A 16,067-nucleotide genomic window follows, 5' to 3' on the forward strand; every position below is an offset into this window, starting at 1 on the left:
CCGCGTCAGGCGACGCCGGCGAGGAGGTTCCCGACCGCGTAGGCGACCGTGGCGGCCGCCATTCCGACGACGAACATCTCGACGCCGTTAGCGAGCCACGAGCGGTTCGTCACGAGGCTCCGACTCGCGCCGACGGCGAAGAACGCCGCGGCGGTGACGGCGATGGAGACGGGAAACAGCGGTTCGACCCCGAGCACGGACGGAAACAGCGGTGCCCACCCGGCGACGATGAAGGCGGCGAACGTCGTGACGATGCCGTCGTTCGCCCCGTAGATGAGTTCGGGGAGGTACCGACCAGACGACCCCACGTCGTCGCCGAGCAACGTCTCCAAGATGCCGGAATCGTACGCTCGCGGGGCGAATATACGGTAGGGGAGACCCGCGGCGCGCCGCGCGGCGTCGATGCCGGCACGCGTAAGGGAACCCCGGCCGAACCACGGCCCATGAGCGACGACGACACGACGCGGCTCTGGTTGGTCGAGCGGTCCTACGACGACCGGGACCTCATCATCCTCATCTACGCGACGCCCGACGGCGAGTACGAACTCCGCAAGGAGCTCGCCGCGGCCGTGATGCACCAGCGCCGGATGACCGTGACCGCCGCCATCGACGCGCCGACGGAGAATCTCGAACCCGTGGCCGACGACGACCTGCGCGAGCGGTACGCGGCGGAGGCGACGAAGATGGCCGACTCCCACGACGCCGAAGACGAGGTCTGAGCCGACGAGGGGTCCGACCCGCCCGACGGCGGCGAGGTGAGCGTCGATTTCGACCCGGAATGTTATCGCCCGTGATTTTCGCACCTAAAACACTTTAAGGCAGTGCGACGCAGGCCTGCCCATGGCCGCCATCGAACTGAACGGGGTGACAAAACGGTTCGAAGACGACGAGGGACTGTTCGATTCCCTCCTCCCGTCGTCCGAACCCGACACCGTCACCGCCGTCGACGACCTCTCGTTTTCCGTCGCTGAGGGGGAGGTCTTCGGGTTCCTCGGTCCCAACGGTGCCGGAAAATCGACGACGATTAACATGCTTCTCGACTTCGTCCGCCCGACGAGCGGGTCCATCCGCGTGCTCGGACACGACGCGCAGGCCGAGAGCGTGGCCGTCCGGCGTCGGACCGGGGTGCTCCCCGAGGGCTACGACGTGTACGACCGACTCACCGGGCGCGAACACGTCGAGTTCGCCATCGAGTCCAAGGAAGCCGACGACGACCCCGACGAACTGCTCTCCCGCGTCGGCTTAGCCCCCGACGAGGCGGACCGCCGCGCCGGCGGCTACTCCAAGGGGATGTCCCAGCGCCTCGCGCTCGCGATGGCGCTCGCCGGGAGTCCCGACCTCCTCGTCCTCGACGAGCCCTCTTCCGGTCTCGACCCCGCCGGCGCGCGCGAGATGCGCGACATCGTCCGCACCGAGGCCGACCGTGGTGCGACGGTGTTCTTCTCCAGCCACGTGCTCGGACAGGTCGAAGCGGTCTGCGACCGCGTCGGCATCATGCGCGACGGCGAACTCATCGCCGAGGACACCATCGAGGGCCTCCGCGACCGCGTCGACGCCGAGGCGATTCTCCGCATCGACGTCGACGGCGACGCTGACCTCGACGCGGTCCGCGCGCTCGACGGCGTCTCGTCGGTCGAGACCGACGGCGACCGCCTCGTCGTCGGCTGTACCGACGACGCCAAGACCCGCGTCATCGAGGCCGTCGAGGCCGGCGGCGCGACCGTCGCCGACTTCGAGACAGACTCCGCGTCGCTCGAGGACATCTTCCTCGCGTACACCGAGGGCGACGACCCGGCCGACGAATCGGAGGTGGCGGCGTGACGCTCGAATCGGTCGCGCGCAAGGACTTCCGCGACGCCCTCCGGTCGCGGTGGCTCCTCGGTCTGACGCTGTTTTTCGCCCTCCTCATCGGCGGGTCGACGGCGCTGTTCTACGGCGTCTTGCTCTCGGGCGCGGGCGCGAACTCCGAGACGCTGTTCGGCCTCAGCACCGCGCCGGGCGGGCTGTTCAACTTCTCGTATGCGGGCATGCTCGGGTTCGTCCTCGCGCTCATCGCGCTCGTGACGGCCCACGGCTCGCTCATCGACGAGCGCGAATCGGGAACTATCAAGCTCCTGTTGTCGCTTCCGAACTCCCGGCGCGACGTGGTGTTCGGAAAGCTCGTCGGCCGCACGCTCGTCGTCATCATCTCGATGCTCGTCGGCTTCGTCGTCGCCCTCTTCGCGATGCTGTTCACCGGCGGGCAGGTCATGTTCGCCTCCTACGCGGGGCAGGTGGCCCTCTCGGGACTCCTCGCCACGGCGTTCGTCTCCATCGGCGTCTGGCTCTCGGCGACCTCGGCCTCCCAGCGACAGGCGCTGTTCGGCACCATCGGGCTGTACTTCATCTTCGCCGTGCTCTGGTCGACGGTCGCCACGGGCGTCCCGCGGCTCGTCAACTGGGTCGTCGAACAGCTCGGCCTCACCGCGCTGACCGCGCCGCAAATCGTCCAGATGCGACTGTTCATCAAGTACCTGAACCCGCTTCGGGCCTACGAGACGCTGGTCGCGGAACTGTACGGCCCCGCGGTCGCCGCCCGCCTGTTCAAAGCCGGTCTCGCCGAGCGGCTCACCATTCAGTCGGCGTTCCAGGAGTCGTTGCCGTTCTACTTCTCCGGGCCGTTCATCCTCGCTATCCTCCTCGCGTGGGTCGTCGTCCCGCCGCTACTCGGCTACTGGGCGTTCGAGAAGGCTGACCTCTGAGGCCGATACTGGCCCTGCGGCAGTCGCGACAGCCCCGTCTCGGCGAACCGACTTCCGACTGTTCTATTCCGGCGGATACGCCACGCCGCGCTCCGCGAGCAGTTCCTCGAACTCGGACTCCGCGAGCGTCGGCACGCCGTTCGCCTCGGCGTCGTCGCGCTTCGACCGGCCGGGGTTCTCGCCGACGACGAGGTAGTCGGTGTTCCCCGAGACCGACCCGGTGACGTTACCGCCGCGAGATTCGACGAGGTCTTTCACGTCACCTCTGCCGGCGGCGAGCGCCCCGGTCACGACGAACGTCAGGCCGTCGAGTTCGTCGCCGCCCGATTCGACGGGTTCGGGGTCGACCCCGCGGTCGAGGAGCGCGCGAAGCACGGCGCGGTTGTCCTCGTTCTCGAAGAAGTCGCGGACGCGACGCGCCACCGTCTCGCCCACGTCGGGGACCGCCGTCAGGCGCTCTTCGAACGCGTCGAACTCGCCTTCCTCGGCGTCGGCCTCGATGGGGAACGCCTCGATTGCGCCGAACTCGCGGGCGAGGCCGCGGGCGGTCGCCTCGCCGACTTCGGGGATGCTCAGGCCGACGAGAAACGAGTCGAGCGACGGGTGCTTGGCGTTCTCGACGGCGGTCACGAGGTTCTCGGCGCTCGTCTCGCCCCACCCCTCCAACTCGGCGAGGTCGTCGGCCGTCAGGTCGTAGAGGTCGGCGACCGTCTCGACGAGGCCGGCGTCGACGAGCTGGGCGACGCGCTCTTCGCCGAGGCCGTCGATGTCCATCGCGCCCTTGACGGCGAAGTGGCCGATGGAGGCCTCCCGCTGGGCCGGACAGGACAGCCCGCCCGAGCAGAACGCCAGCGGGCCGTCGCGGTTGACCACGCTCTCGCAGACCGGACACTCGTCGGGGAACTCGTAGCTCCCGCCGCCGTCTTCCGTGACCTCGACCACCTGCGGAATCACGTCGCCGGCGCGCTTGACGCGGACGCGGTCGCCGACCGCGACGCCGAGGTCGGCTATCTCGTCGGGGTTGTGGAGCGTCGCCCGCGAGACGGTGACGCCGCCCACGTCCACGGGGTCGAGGATGGCGACCGGCGTGAGCCGACCCGTCCGCCCGACCTGCACGACGATGTCGCGGACGGTCGTCACCTCGTGGCGCGCGGGGAACTTGTAGGCGAACGCCCAGCGGACCGAGCGGCTCTTTTCGCCCAACCGCTCGCGGGCGTCGCGCGAGTCCACCTTGATGACCGTCCCGTCGATTTCGTAGTCGAGGTCGTCGCGGGCCGCCTGCATCCGGTTCCGGTAGTCGATGGCCCCCGACACGTCCGCGGCGCGCTCGATTCGGTCGGCGACGCGGAGGCCCCACTCGCGCAGGCGGTCGAGCGCCGCCCACTGGCTGTCGGGCCGCGCGCTCGCGTCGAGGATGTCGTAGAAGAACACCGCGAGCGGGCGGTCGGCGACGACCGAGGGGTCGAGGTTGCGGAGCGTCCCGGCGGCCGCGTTCCGGGGGTTGGCGAAGGCGTCCTCGCCGGCCTCGACGCGCCGAGCGTTGAGGTCGCTGAAGTCGGATTTCGGCATGTACACCTCGCCGCGGACGGCGAGTCGCTCCGGGTGGTCGCCGCGGAGCGACAGCGGGACGGTCGGAATCGTCTTCACCTGCGCGCTCACGTCGTCGCCGCGCCGGCCGTCGCCGCGGGTGGCCGCGCGGACGAACTCGCCGCCCTCGTAGACGACTTCGACCGAGAGGCCGTCGAACTTGGGCTCGCAGACGTAGTCGACCGCGCCGACCTCGCGGCGGACGCGCTCGTCGAACTCCCGGAGGTCGTCGGCCTCGGTGCTCTGGTCGATAGAGAGCATGGGCGCGACGTGCTCGACCGTCTCCAGCGCGTCGATGGGCTCGCCGCCGACGCGGTTCGTCGGGCTGTTGGTCGTATCGAGGTCGAACGCGCCTTCGAGCGCGACGAGCCGGGAGAACAGCGCGTCGTAGGCCGCGTCGGAGACGAGGGGGTCGGCCGCGACGTAGTAGCGGTGGTCGTGTTCGCGGACGGCCTCGCGGAGGAGGGCGGCCTGCTCCTCGGCGGCCTCGCGCGAGAGCGACTCGGCGGGCTCGAACTCGGTCGGCGGGTCGCGGAGATAGGGGTTCGACTCGGTGTCGACGTCGGCGTCGCTCATTGGTTCGGGTGTCGGCCGGCCGGCGGGTAAACGCTCCGGGGTGACGGTAGGACGAGGGCGACTGACGAGTGCGCGCCGGCCGAACCGCCGCGTTCCCGTCGTCCCCGCTCTCCGTGGTCGCTCCCGCCGCCAACCACGGGCAACGCTTGCCGTAACTGACGGTTATTCGTCCGTCGAAGATTATGCACCTGATACATGAACCGAGGCTTCCGCACGCTCGGCCTCCACGCCGGACAGGACCCGGACCCGGCGACAGGGGCCCGCGCCCCGCCGCTCTATCAGACCACGTCGTACGTCTTCGACGACGCGGACCACGCCGCGGACCTGTACGCCCTCGAAGCCGACGGCGACGTCTACTCCCGCATCTCCAATCCGACGACCCGCATCCTCGAACGCCGCCTCGCCGCCCTCGAAGCGGGCGTCGACGCGGTCGCCACCGCCTCGGGGATGGGTGCCCTCGACGCGCTCACGACCGTCCTCGCGTCCGTCGGCGACAACGTCGTCCTCTCGGAGGACATGTACGGCGGCACGGCCTCGTACTTCTCGAAGACCGCCGTCAGACGCGGCATCGAACCCCGGACCGTCGACACCCTCGACGTGGACGCCTACGAGGAAGCCATCGACGACGACACCGCCTTCGTTCACGTCGAGACGGTGGCGAACCCCTCGCTGAAGACGCCGGACTTCGCGGCCGTCGCCGAGGTCGCCCACGAGCACCGCGTCCCGCTCGTCGTCGACAACACGTTCGCCACGCCCGCGCTCTGCCGGCCCATCGAACACGGCGCTGACATCGTCTGGGAGTCCACGACGAAGTGGCTCCACGGCTCCGGCACGACCGTCGGCGGTGTCGTCGTCGACGGCGGAACCTTCCCGTGGGACGCGGCCGACTACGACGAACTCTCCGGGGAGAACCCCGCGTTCGGCGTCGACTTCGTCGAGCGGTTCGGCGAGCGCGCCTTCGCCGAGGCCGTCCGCCAGCGCGCCGTCAGGAGCACCGGCAGTTGCCAGTCGCCGTTCGACGCGTGGCAGACCTTGCAGGGCGTCGAGACGCTCGCGCTCCGGATGCGCGCCCACTGCGACAACGCCCGCCAAGTCGCCGAGTTCCTCCGCGACCGCGACGGCGTCGCGTGGGTCACCTACCCCGGCTTCGAGGACCACGAGACCCACGACCTCGCCTCGGAGTACCTGCAGGGCGGCTACGCCGGCATGGTCACCTTCGGCCTCGACGGCGAGGACGACGAGGCGGCCTACGGGGCCGCAAAAACCGTCTGCGAGTCGGTCGACCTCGTGAGCTTCCTCGCCAACATCGGCGACGCGAAGTCGCTTCTCATCCACCCCGCGTCGACCACGCACGCCCAGCTCTCGATGGACGAACAGTGCGCGGCGGGCGTCGAACCCGATATGCTCCGGCTGTCTGTCGGCATCGAGGACGCCGACGACATCATCGCCGACCTCGATCAGGCAATCGAACACGCCTTGGGTCAGCAGGCCGACGGGGACTCGAAGAGACAATGAGCCGCACGCGAACCACGCCCGGTCGCCGGGTCGAATCCGACGTCGTCGACATCGGGGAACACGAGTTCGAGTCGGGCGAGATACTGCCCGACCTGAAAGTCGCCTACGAGGCCTACGGCGAGTTCGACGGGCAGAACGCCGTCCTCGTCTGTCACGGGCTCACCGGGAGCCAGCACGTCGCCGGCCACGGCACCGACTCGGGCGTCTCCGGGCAGGCCCGCGCGTGGTGGGGCGACATCGTCGGGCCGGGGAAGGCGCTCGACACGAACGACTACTACGTCATCTGCGTGAACGTTCCGGGGTCGTGTTACGGCACCAGCGGCCCGGCCAGCGAGGGGCCGGACGGCGAGCCGTGGGGGACCGACTTCCCGCCGGTCACCGTCCACGACTGGACCCGCGCCCAGCGCCGCCTGCTCGACCACCTCGGCGTCGGCCGCTTACACGCCGTCGTCGGCGGCTCCGTCGGCGGCATGAACGCCCTCGACTGGGCCGTGCAGTTCCCCGACGACGTGGAGCGCCTCGCGGTCGTCGCCTCCGCGGCCCGCCTCGACTCGCAGTGTCTCGGTATCGACGCCGTCGCCCGCCGCGCCATCACCTCGGACCCGAACTGGAACGGCGGCGACTACTACGGCGAGGACCGTCCCTCGCCCGACGCGGGCCTCGGCCTCGCCCGCCAACTCGGCCACCTGATGTACCTCTCGAAGGACTCGATGGAGCGCAAGTTCGGCCGGCGCTCCGCCGGCCGCGGCGACCGCGGCGACGCCTTCCCGTCGGACCCCGCGGCCGCCTTTTTCCCGTACCGCGAGGTCGAGTCCTACCTCGACTATCAGGCCGAGAAGTTCGCCGAGCGCTTCGACGCCAACGCGTATCTGTACCTCACGCGCGCCATGGACGACTTCGACCTCTCGGAGGGCTACGAGTCCGACGCGGCCGCCCTCGCCGCCTTCGAGGGCGAGTCGCTCCTCGTCTCTTTCACCGGCGACTGGCATTTCACGACCGAGCAGTCCGAGTCGCTGGCGGGCGCGTTCCGCCGCGTCGACGTGCCGGTCGCCCACCACGTCGTCGAGTCCGACCACGGCCACGACGCGTTCCTCGTCGAACCCGAGAAGGTCGGGCCGCCGCTCGGCGACTTCGTCGACGAGGGCGTCGCGGGTCGCGCCGTAACCGACACCGCGACCGACGGCGGCGACCCCGACGAGGAAGAGGACTTCGCGCCCGTTCACTCCTCGCTGTTCTCGCGCTGAGACGCGGGCGGTCGTCGCGGCGTTTCGCCCCCGGTTCTCAGGGGTTTCCCGTCGACTGCTACCGCGTCGCAGAACCCGGCGGGAATTGCGACCGCCACCGCGCTTTACCCTCGTCCGCTTCGACGGTCGAGGTATGAGCGACGACGACAGCCCGGGCTTCCACACGCGGAGCCTCCACGCCGGACAGAGCCCCGACTCAGCGACGGGCGCGCGCGCGCCGCCGCTGTACCAAACTACCTCGTACGTCTTCGAAGACGCCGCCGACGCCGCCGCGCAGTTCGCCCTCGAAAAGCCGGGCCACATCTACTCGCGGCTGATGAACCCGACCGTCGGGATGTTGCAGGAGCGCCTCGCGTCGCTCGAAGGCGGCGTGGGCGCGGTCGCCACGTCGTCCGGGATGGCCGCGTTCGACCTCGCCACCTTCCTGCTCGCCTCGGCCGGCGACAACATCGTCTCCGCGTCGTCGCTGTACGGCGGGACCTACACCTACCTCACCCACACCGTCGAGCGCCGCGGCGTCACGACCCGGTTCGTCGACACCCTCGACGTCGACGCCTACGAGGAGGCCATCGACGACGATACCGCCTTCGTCCACCTCGAAACCATCGGCAACCCGGCGCTCGTGACGCCCGACATCGAGGCCATCGCCGAGGTCGCCCACGACCACGGGACGCCGCTTTTCGTGGACAACACGTTCGCGACGCCCTACCTCTGCAACCCCATCGAACACGGCGCGGACCTCGTCTGGCAGTCCACGACGAAGTGGATTCACGGGGCCGGCACGACCATCGGCGGCATCCTCGTCGACGGCGGCACCTTCCCGTGGGACGAGTACGCCGACGACTACCCCGAAATCGCGAAGCCGAACCCGGCGTACCACGGCGTCAACTTCGACGAGACGTTCGGCCCCGCCGGCTTCACCTACGCCGGCATCGCCCGCGGCCTGCGCGACCTCGGCAACGCCCAGTCGCCGTTCGACGCGTGGCAGACCCTCGAAAAGCTCGAATCGCTCCCGCTTCGGATGCGCGCCCACTGCGAGAACGCGCAGGCCGTCGCGGAGTTCCTCGACGACCACGAGAAGGTGTCGTGGGTGAACTACCCCGGCCTCGAATCCCACGAGACCCACGAGGAGGCGTCGAAGTACCTCGACGGCGGCTACGGCGGCATGATAACGTTCGGCCTCACCGACGGCTACGAGGCCGCCAAGGGCACCGTCAACAACGTCGAACTCGCGTCGCTCCTCGCCAACGTCGGCGACGCGAAGACGCTCGTCATCCACCCGGCGTCCACGACGCACCAACAGCTCACCGAAGACGAGCAGGCCGCCGCGGGCGTCACGCCAGACATGGTCCGGCTGTCGGTCGGCATCGAGGACGTCGACGACATCATCGACGACCTCGATCAGGCGATTCGCGCCGCGTCGAACTGAGCGCGCTCGCCTCGGACGAGTCGCTCCCGGTCGCCCCGTCGTCGGTGTCGGTGTCGGTGTCGGTGTCGGTGTCGGTGTCGGTGTCGGTGTCGGTGTCGGCGTCATCGTTGGCGTCAGCGTCGGCGGCGTCGTCGTCGTCGGACTGACTGGACACCGACCGCTGTCCCTTTTGTGCCTGCGCCAGTAGGTAACTTCGTGGTAGAAGCACTCCTCTTCGTCGGTCTCTTGGTGGCAGTGTTCGTCGGATTCAACATCGGCGGCTCGTCCACGGGGGTCGCCTTCGGCCCCGCGGTCGGGAGCGACGTGCTCGGGAAACTCGCCGCCGCGGCGCTGATGACCGGGTTCGCGCTCCTCGGTGGGTGGACCCTCGGGAGGGAGGTCGTCGCCAAGATGGGCGGCGAAATCGTCCCGCAAAACGAGTTCACTCTCGCGGCGAGCGTCGCCGTCCTCTTTTTCGTCGGCCTCGCGCTGTTGGTCTCCAACACCTTCGGCGTCCCCGCCTCCACGTCGATGACGGCGGTCGGGGCCATCGCGGGGCTCGGCCTCGCCCACGGGTCGCTCGACGCCGGCGTGATGCTCGAAATCATCTCGTGGTGGATCGTCGCGCCGGTCATCGCCTTCTGGGTCTGTGCGGTCATCGGGCGGTACGTCTATCCCTACCTCGACGCGTGGCTCAAACTCGACCGGAGTCCCGGCGCGCTCGTCGCGCTCGACCGCGACGGCGGCGTCCCGCGGCCGCGACTCGGACCGAACACGACCTACCGCGAGTTCGGAAGCACCGTCCTCGTCGTCGTCGTCGCCTGTTACATGGCGTTCTCCGCGGGCGCGTCGAACGTCGCCAACGCGGTCGCCCCGCTCGTCGGCAACGGCGCGCTCGAGATGAACACGGGCATTCTCGTCGCCGGCGGCGCTATCGGCGTCGGCGCGTTCACCATCGCCCGCCGGACGCTCGACACGGTCGGCAACGACCTCACGCAACTGCCCATCCTCGCGGCGCTCATCGTCGAGGCGGTGAGCGCGTCGCTCATCTCCTTCCTGTCGGCCATCGGCATCCCCGCCAGTCTCGCCGTGAGCGCGACGATGTGTATCGTCGGACTCGGCTGGGGCCGGGCGACCCGCACCGTCACCATCGGCGAGGCACTGAGCGGCGGCGAGGCCCCGAAGGTGTCGGTCAACGCGCTCGCCGCCGAGCGAGAGGACGAGGTGCCGAAGATGGGCGAGGAAGCGCCGGACGAACTCTCCGCACAGGACCTGTTCGACCCCGGCACGACCGGGCGCGTCATCTTCTTTTGGATGCTCACGCCCTCGCTTTCGGCGCTCGCGTCGTACGCGTTATTCTCGGCTAACATTATCTGACGCGGTCACCCGTCGCGGCCGCCGTTCCGGGACTATCACGGTCAACAATGAAACAAACGGAGCCATCGCCGCGGTGCGAATCGAATTCGGCGCACGGAACAGCAAAGTCTAATGGGGTGGCCTTCGAATCCTCTGTCGATGCCCACGGTAACCTACCTCAACTACGAAGTTCTCGACGACAACGGCTGGGACCTCGACGACGACGACCTCTTTGAAGAGGCGGCTGACGCCGGTCTCGACGCGGAAGACTACGGTGAGATGGAAGTCAACCAGGGCGAGTACATCCTGGAAGCCGCCGAGGCTCAGGGCTACGACTGGCCCTTCAGCTGTCGCGCAGGTGCCTGTGCGAACTGCGCGGCCATTCTGAAAGAGGGCGAAATCGACATGGACATGCAGCAGATTCTCTCGGACGAAGAAGTCAACGAGAAGGACGTCCGTCTCACCTGCATCGGTTCGCCTATCGAGGACGAGGTCAAGATCGTCTACAACGCGAAGCACCTCGACTACCTGCAGAACCGCGTCATCTGAGGCGTTCACCCGCACATTTCTTTCGACGCACCGACCCGTGACCCGCGGGTACGCCGTTTGTCCGCCCCGCGAATCGCGAGGCCGACAGCGATTTGTCCCGCGACGCAGTCGCTTTTCCCGTGTCGAGGCTCACGACCGCCGTCCGCGAGCTCCGTGCCGACCTGCCCTTCCCGACCGAAGCGACCGAACTCGGTCGAATCGGACTGTTTCTCGCCTGTCTCACGGTGGCGAGCGCGGTCAGCTACTGGGTGGCGCTCAGAGTTCTCGGCGTCCCGGTGGTCGGCGCGCTCGCGTCGCCGAACGTCGCCGGACTCGCGGTTCCGACGCTCGCCTACGCGCGCTCCCGCGGCGTCTCGCTTCCGTTCGGACTCCCCGAGCGCTCCCGCATCGCCGACGCGCTGGCGGCGGTCCTCGCGCCGGGTCTCGCCGTCGTCGCGGCGAGCGCCCTCCTCGCGGTCGGCTTCGACGCCTCGTTCGCCGCGCTCGTCGGGTGGACGTACCACCCCGAGGCGTCGGTCGTAACGGCGGCAGTTCAGGTCGCCGAAGACGTGGCGCTCGCGGGGCTCGGGTTCGGACTCCTCGTCGCGGTCGTGTTCGACCTCGTCTCGTCGCGGGTCGGCCTCTCGCCCGCTCGCGCGGTCGCCGCGACGGCCGCGCTCGCGACGCTCTTTCGCTCGGTGCTTCGCGACGCCGCCTTCACGCTCGTCGTCTTTCCGAAACCGTGGCGGGTCACCATCGTTTCCCTCCTCCTCGTCGCCGCCGTCTGCGGTTGCGTCGCCGCCGGCGTGACGTACCGAAGCGCGGTCGAACGGTCGCTTCGCCCGCTCTCGCGGCCGGTGCTCGCTCCCGTCTTCGCCTTCGGACTGCTCGGCGTGGTCGCGCTCGGAACCGCCTTCGCCGACGTTCCCGGCGGTATTGAGCACGCCCTGCGGGCGCTCGCGTTCGGGGTCGCCGCCTTCGGCTACCACCGCTCGGCGTCGGTGTGGGTTCCCGCGGCCGCGATGGCGCTGTTCTCGCTTTCGATTCGACTCGTCGGCTTCGTCGAACTCGCGGCGTTCTGACCTCCCAGCGGGGTCGGTTTCAGGATTGATACCCGTCCCGAACACCTAACTCCCCTGCCCCCAGTCTGCGGGTATGTTCGGTATCGGCACGCTCCCCGACCTCCTGCGGTTGGCGGTGCTCCCCGTTCTCGCGTGGACCGCGGTACGCGACGTTCGCACGCGCCGCGTCCCCAACGTCGTCTGGTATCCGCTGGCGGCGCTGGGCGTCGTCCTGCTCGCGTGGGAACTGGTCGGCCACCTCCCGCCCGAGACCGTCTTCGACCGACTCTACCTGATTCGCGTCGGCGTGAGCGTCTGTCTCGTCGTCCCGCTTTCGTATCTGTTCTGGCGGCTCGGCGGCTTCGGCGGCGCGGACGCGAAGGCGCTCATGGTGTTCGCCGTCCTGCTCCCGACGTTTCCCAGCTACACCCTCGCCGGGACGGAGTTCCCGCTCGCCGCCACCCGCCTCGGCGTCTTCTCGATGACGGTTCTCACGAACACGGTCATCGCCGGCCTCGCCTACCCGCTTTTCCTCGCCGCCCGAAACCTCGCCGACGGCGAGTTCGAGCTCCCCATCTCGTTCGTCGGCCGCCGCGTCTCCGTGTCGTCGCTCTCGACGGCCCACGGCCGCCTGTTCGAGTCGCCCGAGGGCGTCACGCGGAACGGCCTCGACCTCGACGCGCTCCGGATGTACCTGCGCTGGCGCGGCCTGACGCTCGCGGACCTGCGTTCGAACCCGGACGCGCTCCGCGACCCCGACAGCATCGACGAGACGTTCGACCCGACGGACGGCGCGGTCCACCGCGCGGCCACCGACGGCGGCACGTCGGCCGATTTCGACGGCGACGGCGAGACCGCGGACGCCGCCGGAGGAGACGCCGCCGGAGACGACGGCCGCGAAGCCGACTCGGACGCGTCGTCCGACGACCCGTGGGGTGCGGCCCGGTTCCTCGACAGCATCGAGGGGAGCGCCTACGGCACGTCGCCCGAGAAACTCCGCGGCGGACTGGACCTCGTGGCGTCCCGCGAGTCGGTGTGGATCTCCCCGGGCATTCCGTTTCTCGTCCCCATGTTCGTCGGCCTCGTCGTCGCGTTCGTCTACGGCGACGTCCTCTTCGGCATTCTCGGCGCGCTCGGTATCGTCTGAGTCGCCGCGGAGAACCGGCCGGGCGCGCCTTTCGCGCGGCGACGCACAAGAGATAACCCCCACGACCGCGTGCCCCGAATCATGACCGTCGATGTCGACTTCGGCGAGGACGGGCTCGTCCCCGCCGTGGCGCAGGACGCCGACTCCGGAGAGGTGCTCATGCTGGCGTACGTCTCGCCGGAGGCGCTCGACCGGACCATCGAGACGGGCCGGGCGCACTACTACTCGCGGAGCCGCGACGAACTCTGGGAGAAGGGGGCTTCGAGCGGCCACACACAGGAGATTCGGGAGGTCCGCGTCGACTGCGACGCCGACACCCTGCTGTACCTCGTCGACCAGAACGTCGGCGCGTGCCACACCGGCCACCGGTCGTGTTTCTACCGCACCGTCGAGGGCGAGCACGTCGGCGAGCGCGTCTTCGACCCCGACGCGGTCTACGGCGACGAGTGACCGATGCGAGCCGACCGATGACGGGCGCGACCGGCGCGACGACCACGGCGACCCCCGTGGCGACCGACCGATGACCGCGGCCGCGGGCCGATGCTGAGCGTCAATCCGATTTCGCTGGTCGCCGTCGTCGTGGGACTGAGCTGTTTCGCCCTCGGCGGCCGACTGCTCAAGAGCGCCGCGGCCGCCCGCCGGGTCGCCCGCTCGGACGACCCGGAGTTCGTCCTCGACCCGACCCGCGAGGACCCGCCGGACGACGAACTCGACGGCGACGACCTCGAACGCGGCTTCATGCTGTTGGTGTTCGGCGCGCTGGCGCTCCTGTTCGCGGCGATTAGCCTGTGAGGAACGGAAAACGTCAGCGTGGAACCGCTCCGAGTCGAGCGTCCGCGCCATGATACGGTCGATGAGTTTTATCTCGGCTGTCAGCCCGCTCTTCCAAGAGGGAGTGATGAACCTCGACGTGATCGACGAAATCAACGTTATACTGGACGATACTGTGTGGGACGCCCCCGCAGACGTCGTCGGTGGATGCTTTGATTCTCACGAGGAGATCGGTGTACCTACTACATTCACAACCCAAGATAGCAGGTCGGTACCGGGGCTACAAATCGCCGACTTAGCGGCCTACTCGTGGCATCGAAACCAGCGGAAAGGCGACTGTGCCGTCGCTAGTAACGTAGTTCGAGACCACCGACTCTAAGGTAAAATCCACCCCGAAAGAGAACTCAGCCCCTGCAGAGAGGGATCATCGCTTCCCTTTCGACGGTAAGCGGACGCCGGGAGGGCTCAGCCCCTACAGAGAGGGCTCATTGTTCCTCCAGCGTCACTTCTCGATTAAATCGTTAACCGACAAAATTCTTAAACTTTAGTAAATACCCTTAGACATCTACAAACGGGTCTTTTGGGGCTCTAAAGCCGAATTTGGTTCTGGGTCCGGAAGTCTTAACGAAGCATCTGAAGGGGGTTTGATGTGTTGCGGGTTGTCCCGATGAGCATCTCCCGTTCAAAAAAGCGTTGTTCGGACCGATTACAGCGTCGCGACCGCGCGTCGGAGCGCGTCGGCGGCGTCCTCGGCGAGTTCGGTCGCGCGCTCCTCGGAGCGACCTTCGGCGTAGACGCGGACCTTCGGCTCGGTCCCCGAGGGTCGGACGAGCACCCACGCGTCGCCGTAGTCGAGGCGGTAGCCGTCTGTCGTGTTCGGCGTCGCGTCGGCCGATTCGGCGTAGTCGGCGGCGGCGTTGAGCATCGCCGTCAACTCGGCTTCCTCGTCGTATTCGAGGTTGATGCGGACGTTGTCGTAGCCCTCGTAGGGCGCGACGAGTTCGCTCGGCGGGCGCTCGGCGACGAGTTCGAGGAACTTCGCCGCGATGTACGCGCCGTCGCGGACGAGGCGGTAGTTGGGGTAGAACACGCCCCCGTTGCCCTCGCCCGCGACGGGGACGTTCCGGCCCTCGCGCCAGAGTTCGCGGACGCGGGTGATGAGGTTCGTCGCGCCGATGGGCGTGAGTTCGAGGTCGGCACCGACCTCCTCGCAGACGTCGACGAGGCGCTGGGAGACGTTCACCGCGGAGACGGTCGCGTCGCCCGGTTCGAGGGCGGCGGCCGCGAGGGCGGCCAGCGACGCCTCGCCGGAGATGCACTCGCCGCGTTCGTTCACGAAGACGGCCCGGTCGGCGTCGCCGTCGTGAGCGATTCCCACGTCGGCGTCGGTCGCGCGGACGAGGCGTTCGAGGTCGCGGAGGTTCTCGGGGACCGGCTCGGACTGACGACCGGGGAAGTGACCGTCGGGCTGGGCGTTGACGGTGCGGACCTCACAGCCGAGTTCGCGGAGGAAGTCGGGCGTGACGAGCGACCCGGCACCGTGGCCGGGGTCGACCGCGACCGTGAGGTTCGCGTCGGCGATCTGCTCGCGGTCGACGTTGGCGAGGAGGTCCTCGCGGTAGTCGTCGTTCGCGGTCTCGACCGACCGGACGCTCCCGACGGCGTCCCACTCGGCCACGTCGAACTCCTCGGCGAGGATGTGGTCTTCGATGCGCTCTAGCTCCTCGACGGCGAGTTCGACGCCGTCGTCGCCGACGAGCTTGACGCCGTTGAACTCCGGGGGGTTGTGCGAGGCCGTGATGACGACGCCGGGAACGGACTGATTCTCGCAGTAGCGGACCGCCGCGGGGGTGGGGACGACGCCGAGGTCGTCCACGTCGACGCCGACGCTCGCCAGTCCGGACTCGGCGGCGTTGACGAACATCTCGCCCGTGGTTCGGGTGTCGCGTGCGATGGCGACCCGGTCCGCGTTCCAGACCGTGCCGGCGGCCTTCGCGACGCGGAGGACGAACTCCGGGGTGAGGCTCTCACCCACCACGCCGCGGGTACCGCTGGAACCGAAGAGTTTCATTGAGTGTGTGTGAACTCCGGCGCGACAAAGCCGTTCCGACCTGTTGGTTATCTTGTTACGTT

Annotated in this window: 16 protein-coding genes; 12 read left to right on the top strand and 4 right to left on the bottom strand. The window is 68.8% G+C overall.

Features of this window, described 5'->3' with window-relative positions; genetic code table 11:
* Nucleotides 1-5: 5 nt before the first annotated feature.
* Nucleotides 6-332, bottom strand: a complete 327-nt coding sequence (locus ACFQI8_RS13460; RefSeq protein ID WP_390245590.1) for a VIT1/CCC1 transporter family protein — start codon at nt 330-332, stop codon at nt 6-8.
* Nucleotides 333-443: 111 nt separating this feature from the next.
* Between ACFQI8_RS13460 and ACFQI8_RS13465 the strand changes: the two genes are divergently transcribed.
* The 3 genes from ACFQI8_RS13465 (at nt 444) to ACFQI8_RS13475 (ending at nt 2,741) form a co-directional block, all read left to right on the top strand.
* A complete protein-coding gene (locus ACFQI8_RS13465; RefSeq protein ID WP_390245592.1) occupies nt 444-719 on the top strand; it encodes a DUF7967 family protein in 276 nt (91 codons plus the stop codon).
* A gap of 121 nt (nt 720-840) precedes the next feature.
* Nucleotides 841-1,821: an ABC transporter ATP-binding protein gene (locus tag ACFQI8_RS13470; protein ID WP_390245594.1), complete on the top strand. Its 981-nt coding sequence runs from the start codon at nt 841-843 to the stop codon at nt 1,819-1,821.
* Nucleotides 1,818-2,741, top strand: coding sequence for an ABC transporter permease (locus ACFQI8_RS13475; protein WP_390245596.1), 924 nt, complete (start codon nt 1,818-1,820; stop codon nt 2,739-2,741). Before ACFQI8_RS13470 ends, ACFQI8_RS13475 begins: the two co-directional genes overlap by 4 nt.
* 63 nt (nt 2,742-2,804) lie before the next feature.
* Here the strand turns inward: ACFQI8_RS13475 and ligA are convergent, their stop codons facing one another.
* Complete coding sequence (gene ligA, locus ACFQI8_RS13480) at nt 2,805-4,904, bottom strand: NAD-dependent DNA ligase LigA (RefSeq protein WP_390245598.1); 2,100 nt, start codon at nt 4,902-4,904, stop codon at nt 2,805-2,807.
* A 195-nt stretch (nt 4,905-5,099) separates the two neighbouring features.
* Between ligA and ACFQI8_RS13485 the strand changes: the two genes are divergently transcribed.
* The 3 genes from ACFQI8_RS13485 to ACFQI8_RS13495 all read left to right on the top strand — a co-directional run bounded on the left by ACFQI8_RS13485 (nt 5,100) and on the right by ACFQI8_RS13495 (nt 9,092).
* The gene (locus tag ACFQI8_RS13485; RefSeq protein WP_390245600.1) at nt 5,100-6,419 is read left to right on the top strand and encodes an O-acetylhomoserine aminocarboxypropyltransferase/cysteine synthase family protein; all 1,320 of its coding nucleotides are present in this window, start codon (nt 5,100-5,102) and stop codon (nt 6,417-6,419) included.
* The gene (gene metX, locus ACFQI8_RS13490; RefSeq protein WP_390245602.1) at nt 6,416-7,663 is read left to right on the top strand and encodes a homoserine O-acetyltransferase MetX; all 1,248 of its coding nucleotides are present in this window, start codon (nt 6,416-6,418) and stop codon (nt 7,661-7,663) included. The genes ACFQI8_RS13485 and metX overlap by 4 nt, the downstream gene beginning before the upstream one ends.
* A 133-nt stretch (nt 7,664-7,796) precedes the next feature.
* Complete coding sequence (locus ACFQI8_RS13495; RefSeq protein WP_390245604.1) at nt 7,797-9,092, top strand: O-acetylhomoserine aminocarboxypropyltransferase/cysteine synthase family protein; 1,296 nt, start codon at nt 7,797-7,799, stop codon at nt 9,090-9,092.
* Here ACFQI8_RS13495 and ACFQI8_RS13500 read toward each other — a convergent pair.
* Nucleotides 9,049-9,246, bottom strand: a complete 198-nt coding sequence (locus tag ACFQI8_RS13500; RefSeq protein ID WP_390245606.1) for a hypothetical protein — start codon at nt 9,244-9,246, stop codon at nt 9,049-9,051. The two genes, ACFQI8_RS13495 and ACFQI8_RS13500, sit on opposite strands and share 44 nt — an antisense overlap.
* A gap of 80 nt (nt 9,247-9,326) precedes the next feature.
* On the opposite strand from ACFQI8_RS13500, the gene ACFQI8_RS13505 reads away from it, so the two are divergent.
* The 6 genes from ACFQI8_RS13505 (at nt 9,327) to ACFQI8_RS13530 (ending at nt 13,955) form a co-directional block, all read left to right on the top strand.
* Complete coding sequence (locus ACFQI8_RS13505) at nt 9,327-10,448, top strand: inorganic phosphate transporter (RefSeq protein WP_390245720.1); 1,122 nt, start codon at nt 9,327-9,329, stop codon at nt 10,446-10,448.
* A 138-nt stretch (nt 10,449-10,586) separates the two neighbouring features.
* Entirely contained in the window at nt 10,587-10,976 is a 390-nt protein-coding gene (gene fer / locus ACFQI8_RS13510) for a ferredoxin Fer (protein ID WP_390245608.1), read from the top strand.
* A gap of 119 nt (nt 10,977-11,095) precedes the next feature.
* On the top strand, nt 11,096-12,037 hold the full coding sequence (locus ACFQI8_RS13515; protein ID WP_390245610.1) for a hypothetical protein: 942 nt from the start codon (nt 11,096-11,098) through the stop codon (nt 12,035-12,037).
* A gap of 73 nt (nt 12,038-12,110) precedes the next feature.
* The gene (locus ACFQI8_RS13520) at nt 12,111-13,163 is read left to right on the top strand and encodes an A24 family peptidase (RefSeq protein ID WP_390245612.1); all 1,053 of its coding nucleotides are present in this window, start codon (nt 12,111-12,113) and stop codon (nt 13,161-13,163) included.
* Nucleotides 13,164-13,244: 81 nt separating this feature from the next.
* Nucleotides 13,245-13,613 carry a phosphoribosyl-AMP cyclohydrolase gene (gene hisI, locus ACFQI8_RS13525; protein WP_390245614.1) on the top strand — a complete coding sequence of 123 codons (369 nt, stop codon included), beginning with the start codon at nt 13,245-13,247 and terminating at the stop codon, nt 13,611-13,613.
* Between the two features lie 90 nt (nt 13,614-13,703).
* Complete coding sequence (locus tag ACFQI8_RS13530; protein WP_390245616.1) at nt 13,704-13,955, top strand: hypothetical protein; 252 nt, start codon at nt 13,704-13,706, stop codon at nt 13,953-13,955.
* A 685-nt stretch (nt 13,956-14,640) separates the two neighbouring features.
* On the opposite strand, the gene glmM is transcribed toward ACFQI8_RS13530, so the two are convergent.
* Nucleotides 14,641-16,005, bottom strand: a complete 1,365-nt coding sequence (gene glmM / locus ACFQI8_RS13535; RefSeq protein WP_390245618.1) for a phosphoglucosamine mutase — start codon at nt 16,003-16,005, stop codon at nt 14,641-14,643.
* Nucleotides 16,006-16,067 lie beyond the last annotated feature (62 nt).

It is taken from the genome of Haloferax chudinovii (assembly GCF_042663345.1).
Taxonomy (GTDB): Archaea; Halobacteriota; Halobacteria; order Halobacteriales; family Haloferacaceae; genus Haloferax; species Haloferax chudinovii.

What these genes read in the sequence shown, in the direction of transcription:
- ACFQI8_RS13470 (WP_390245594.1), top strand. Translation starts at nt 841, where the DNA reads ATGGCCGCCATCGAACTGAACGGGGTGACAAAACGGTTCGAAGACGAC.
- ACFQI8_RS13530 (WP_390245616.1), top strand. Translation starts at nt 13,704, where the DNA reads ATGCTGAGCGTCAATCCGATTTCGCTGGTCGCCGTCGTCGTGGGACTG.
- ACFQI8_RS13520 (WP_390245612.1), top strand. Translation starts at nt 12,111, where the DNA reads ATGTTCGGTATCGGCACGCTCCCCGACCTCCTGCGGTTGGCGGTGCTC.
- fer (WP_390245608.1), top strand. Translation starts at nt 10,587, where the DNA reads ATGCCCACGGTAACCTACCTCAACTACGAAGTTCTCGACGACAACGGC.
- metX (WP_390245602.1), top strand. Translation starts at nt 6,416, where the DNA reads ATGAGCCGCACGCGAACCACGCCCGGTCGCCGGGTCGAATCCGACGTC.
- ACFQI8_RS13485 (WP_390245600.1), top strand. Translation starts at nt 5,100, where the DNA reads ATGAACCGAGGCTTCCGCACGCTCGGCCTCCACGCCGGACAGGACCCG.
- ACFQI8_RS13495 (WP_390245604.1), top strand. Translation starts at nt 7,797, where the DNA reads ATGAGCGACGACGACAGCCCGGGCTTCCACACGCGGAGCCTCCACGCC.
- ligA (WP_390245598.1), bottom strand. Translation starts at nt 4,904, where the DNA reads ATGAGCGACGCCGACGTCGACACCGAGTCGAACCCCTATCTCCGCGAC.
- hisI (WP_390245614.1), top strand. Translation starts at nt 13,245, where the DNA reads ATGACCGTCGATGTCGACTTCGGCGAGGACGGGCTCGTCCCCGCCGTG.
- ACFQI8_RS13465 (WP_390245592.1), top strand. Translation starts at nt 444, where the DNA reads ATGAGCGACGACGACACGACGCGGCTCTGGTTGGTCGAGCGGTCCTAC.
- glmM (WP_390245618.1), bottom strand. Translation starts at nt 16,005, where the DNA reads ATGAAACTCTTCGGTTCCAGCGGTACCCGCGGCGTGGTGGGTGAGAGC.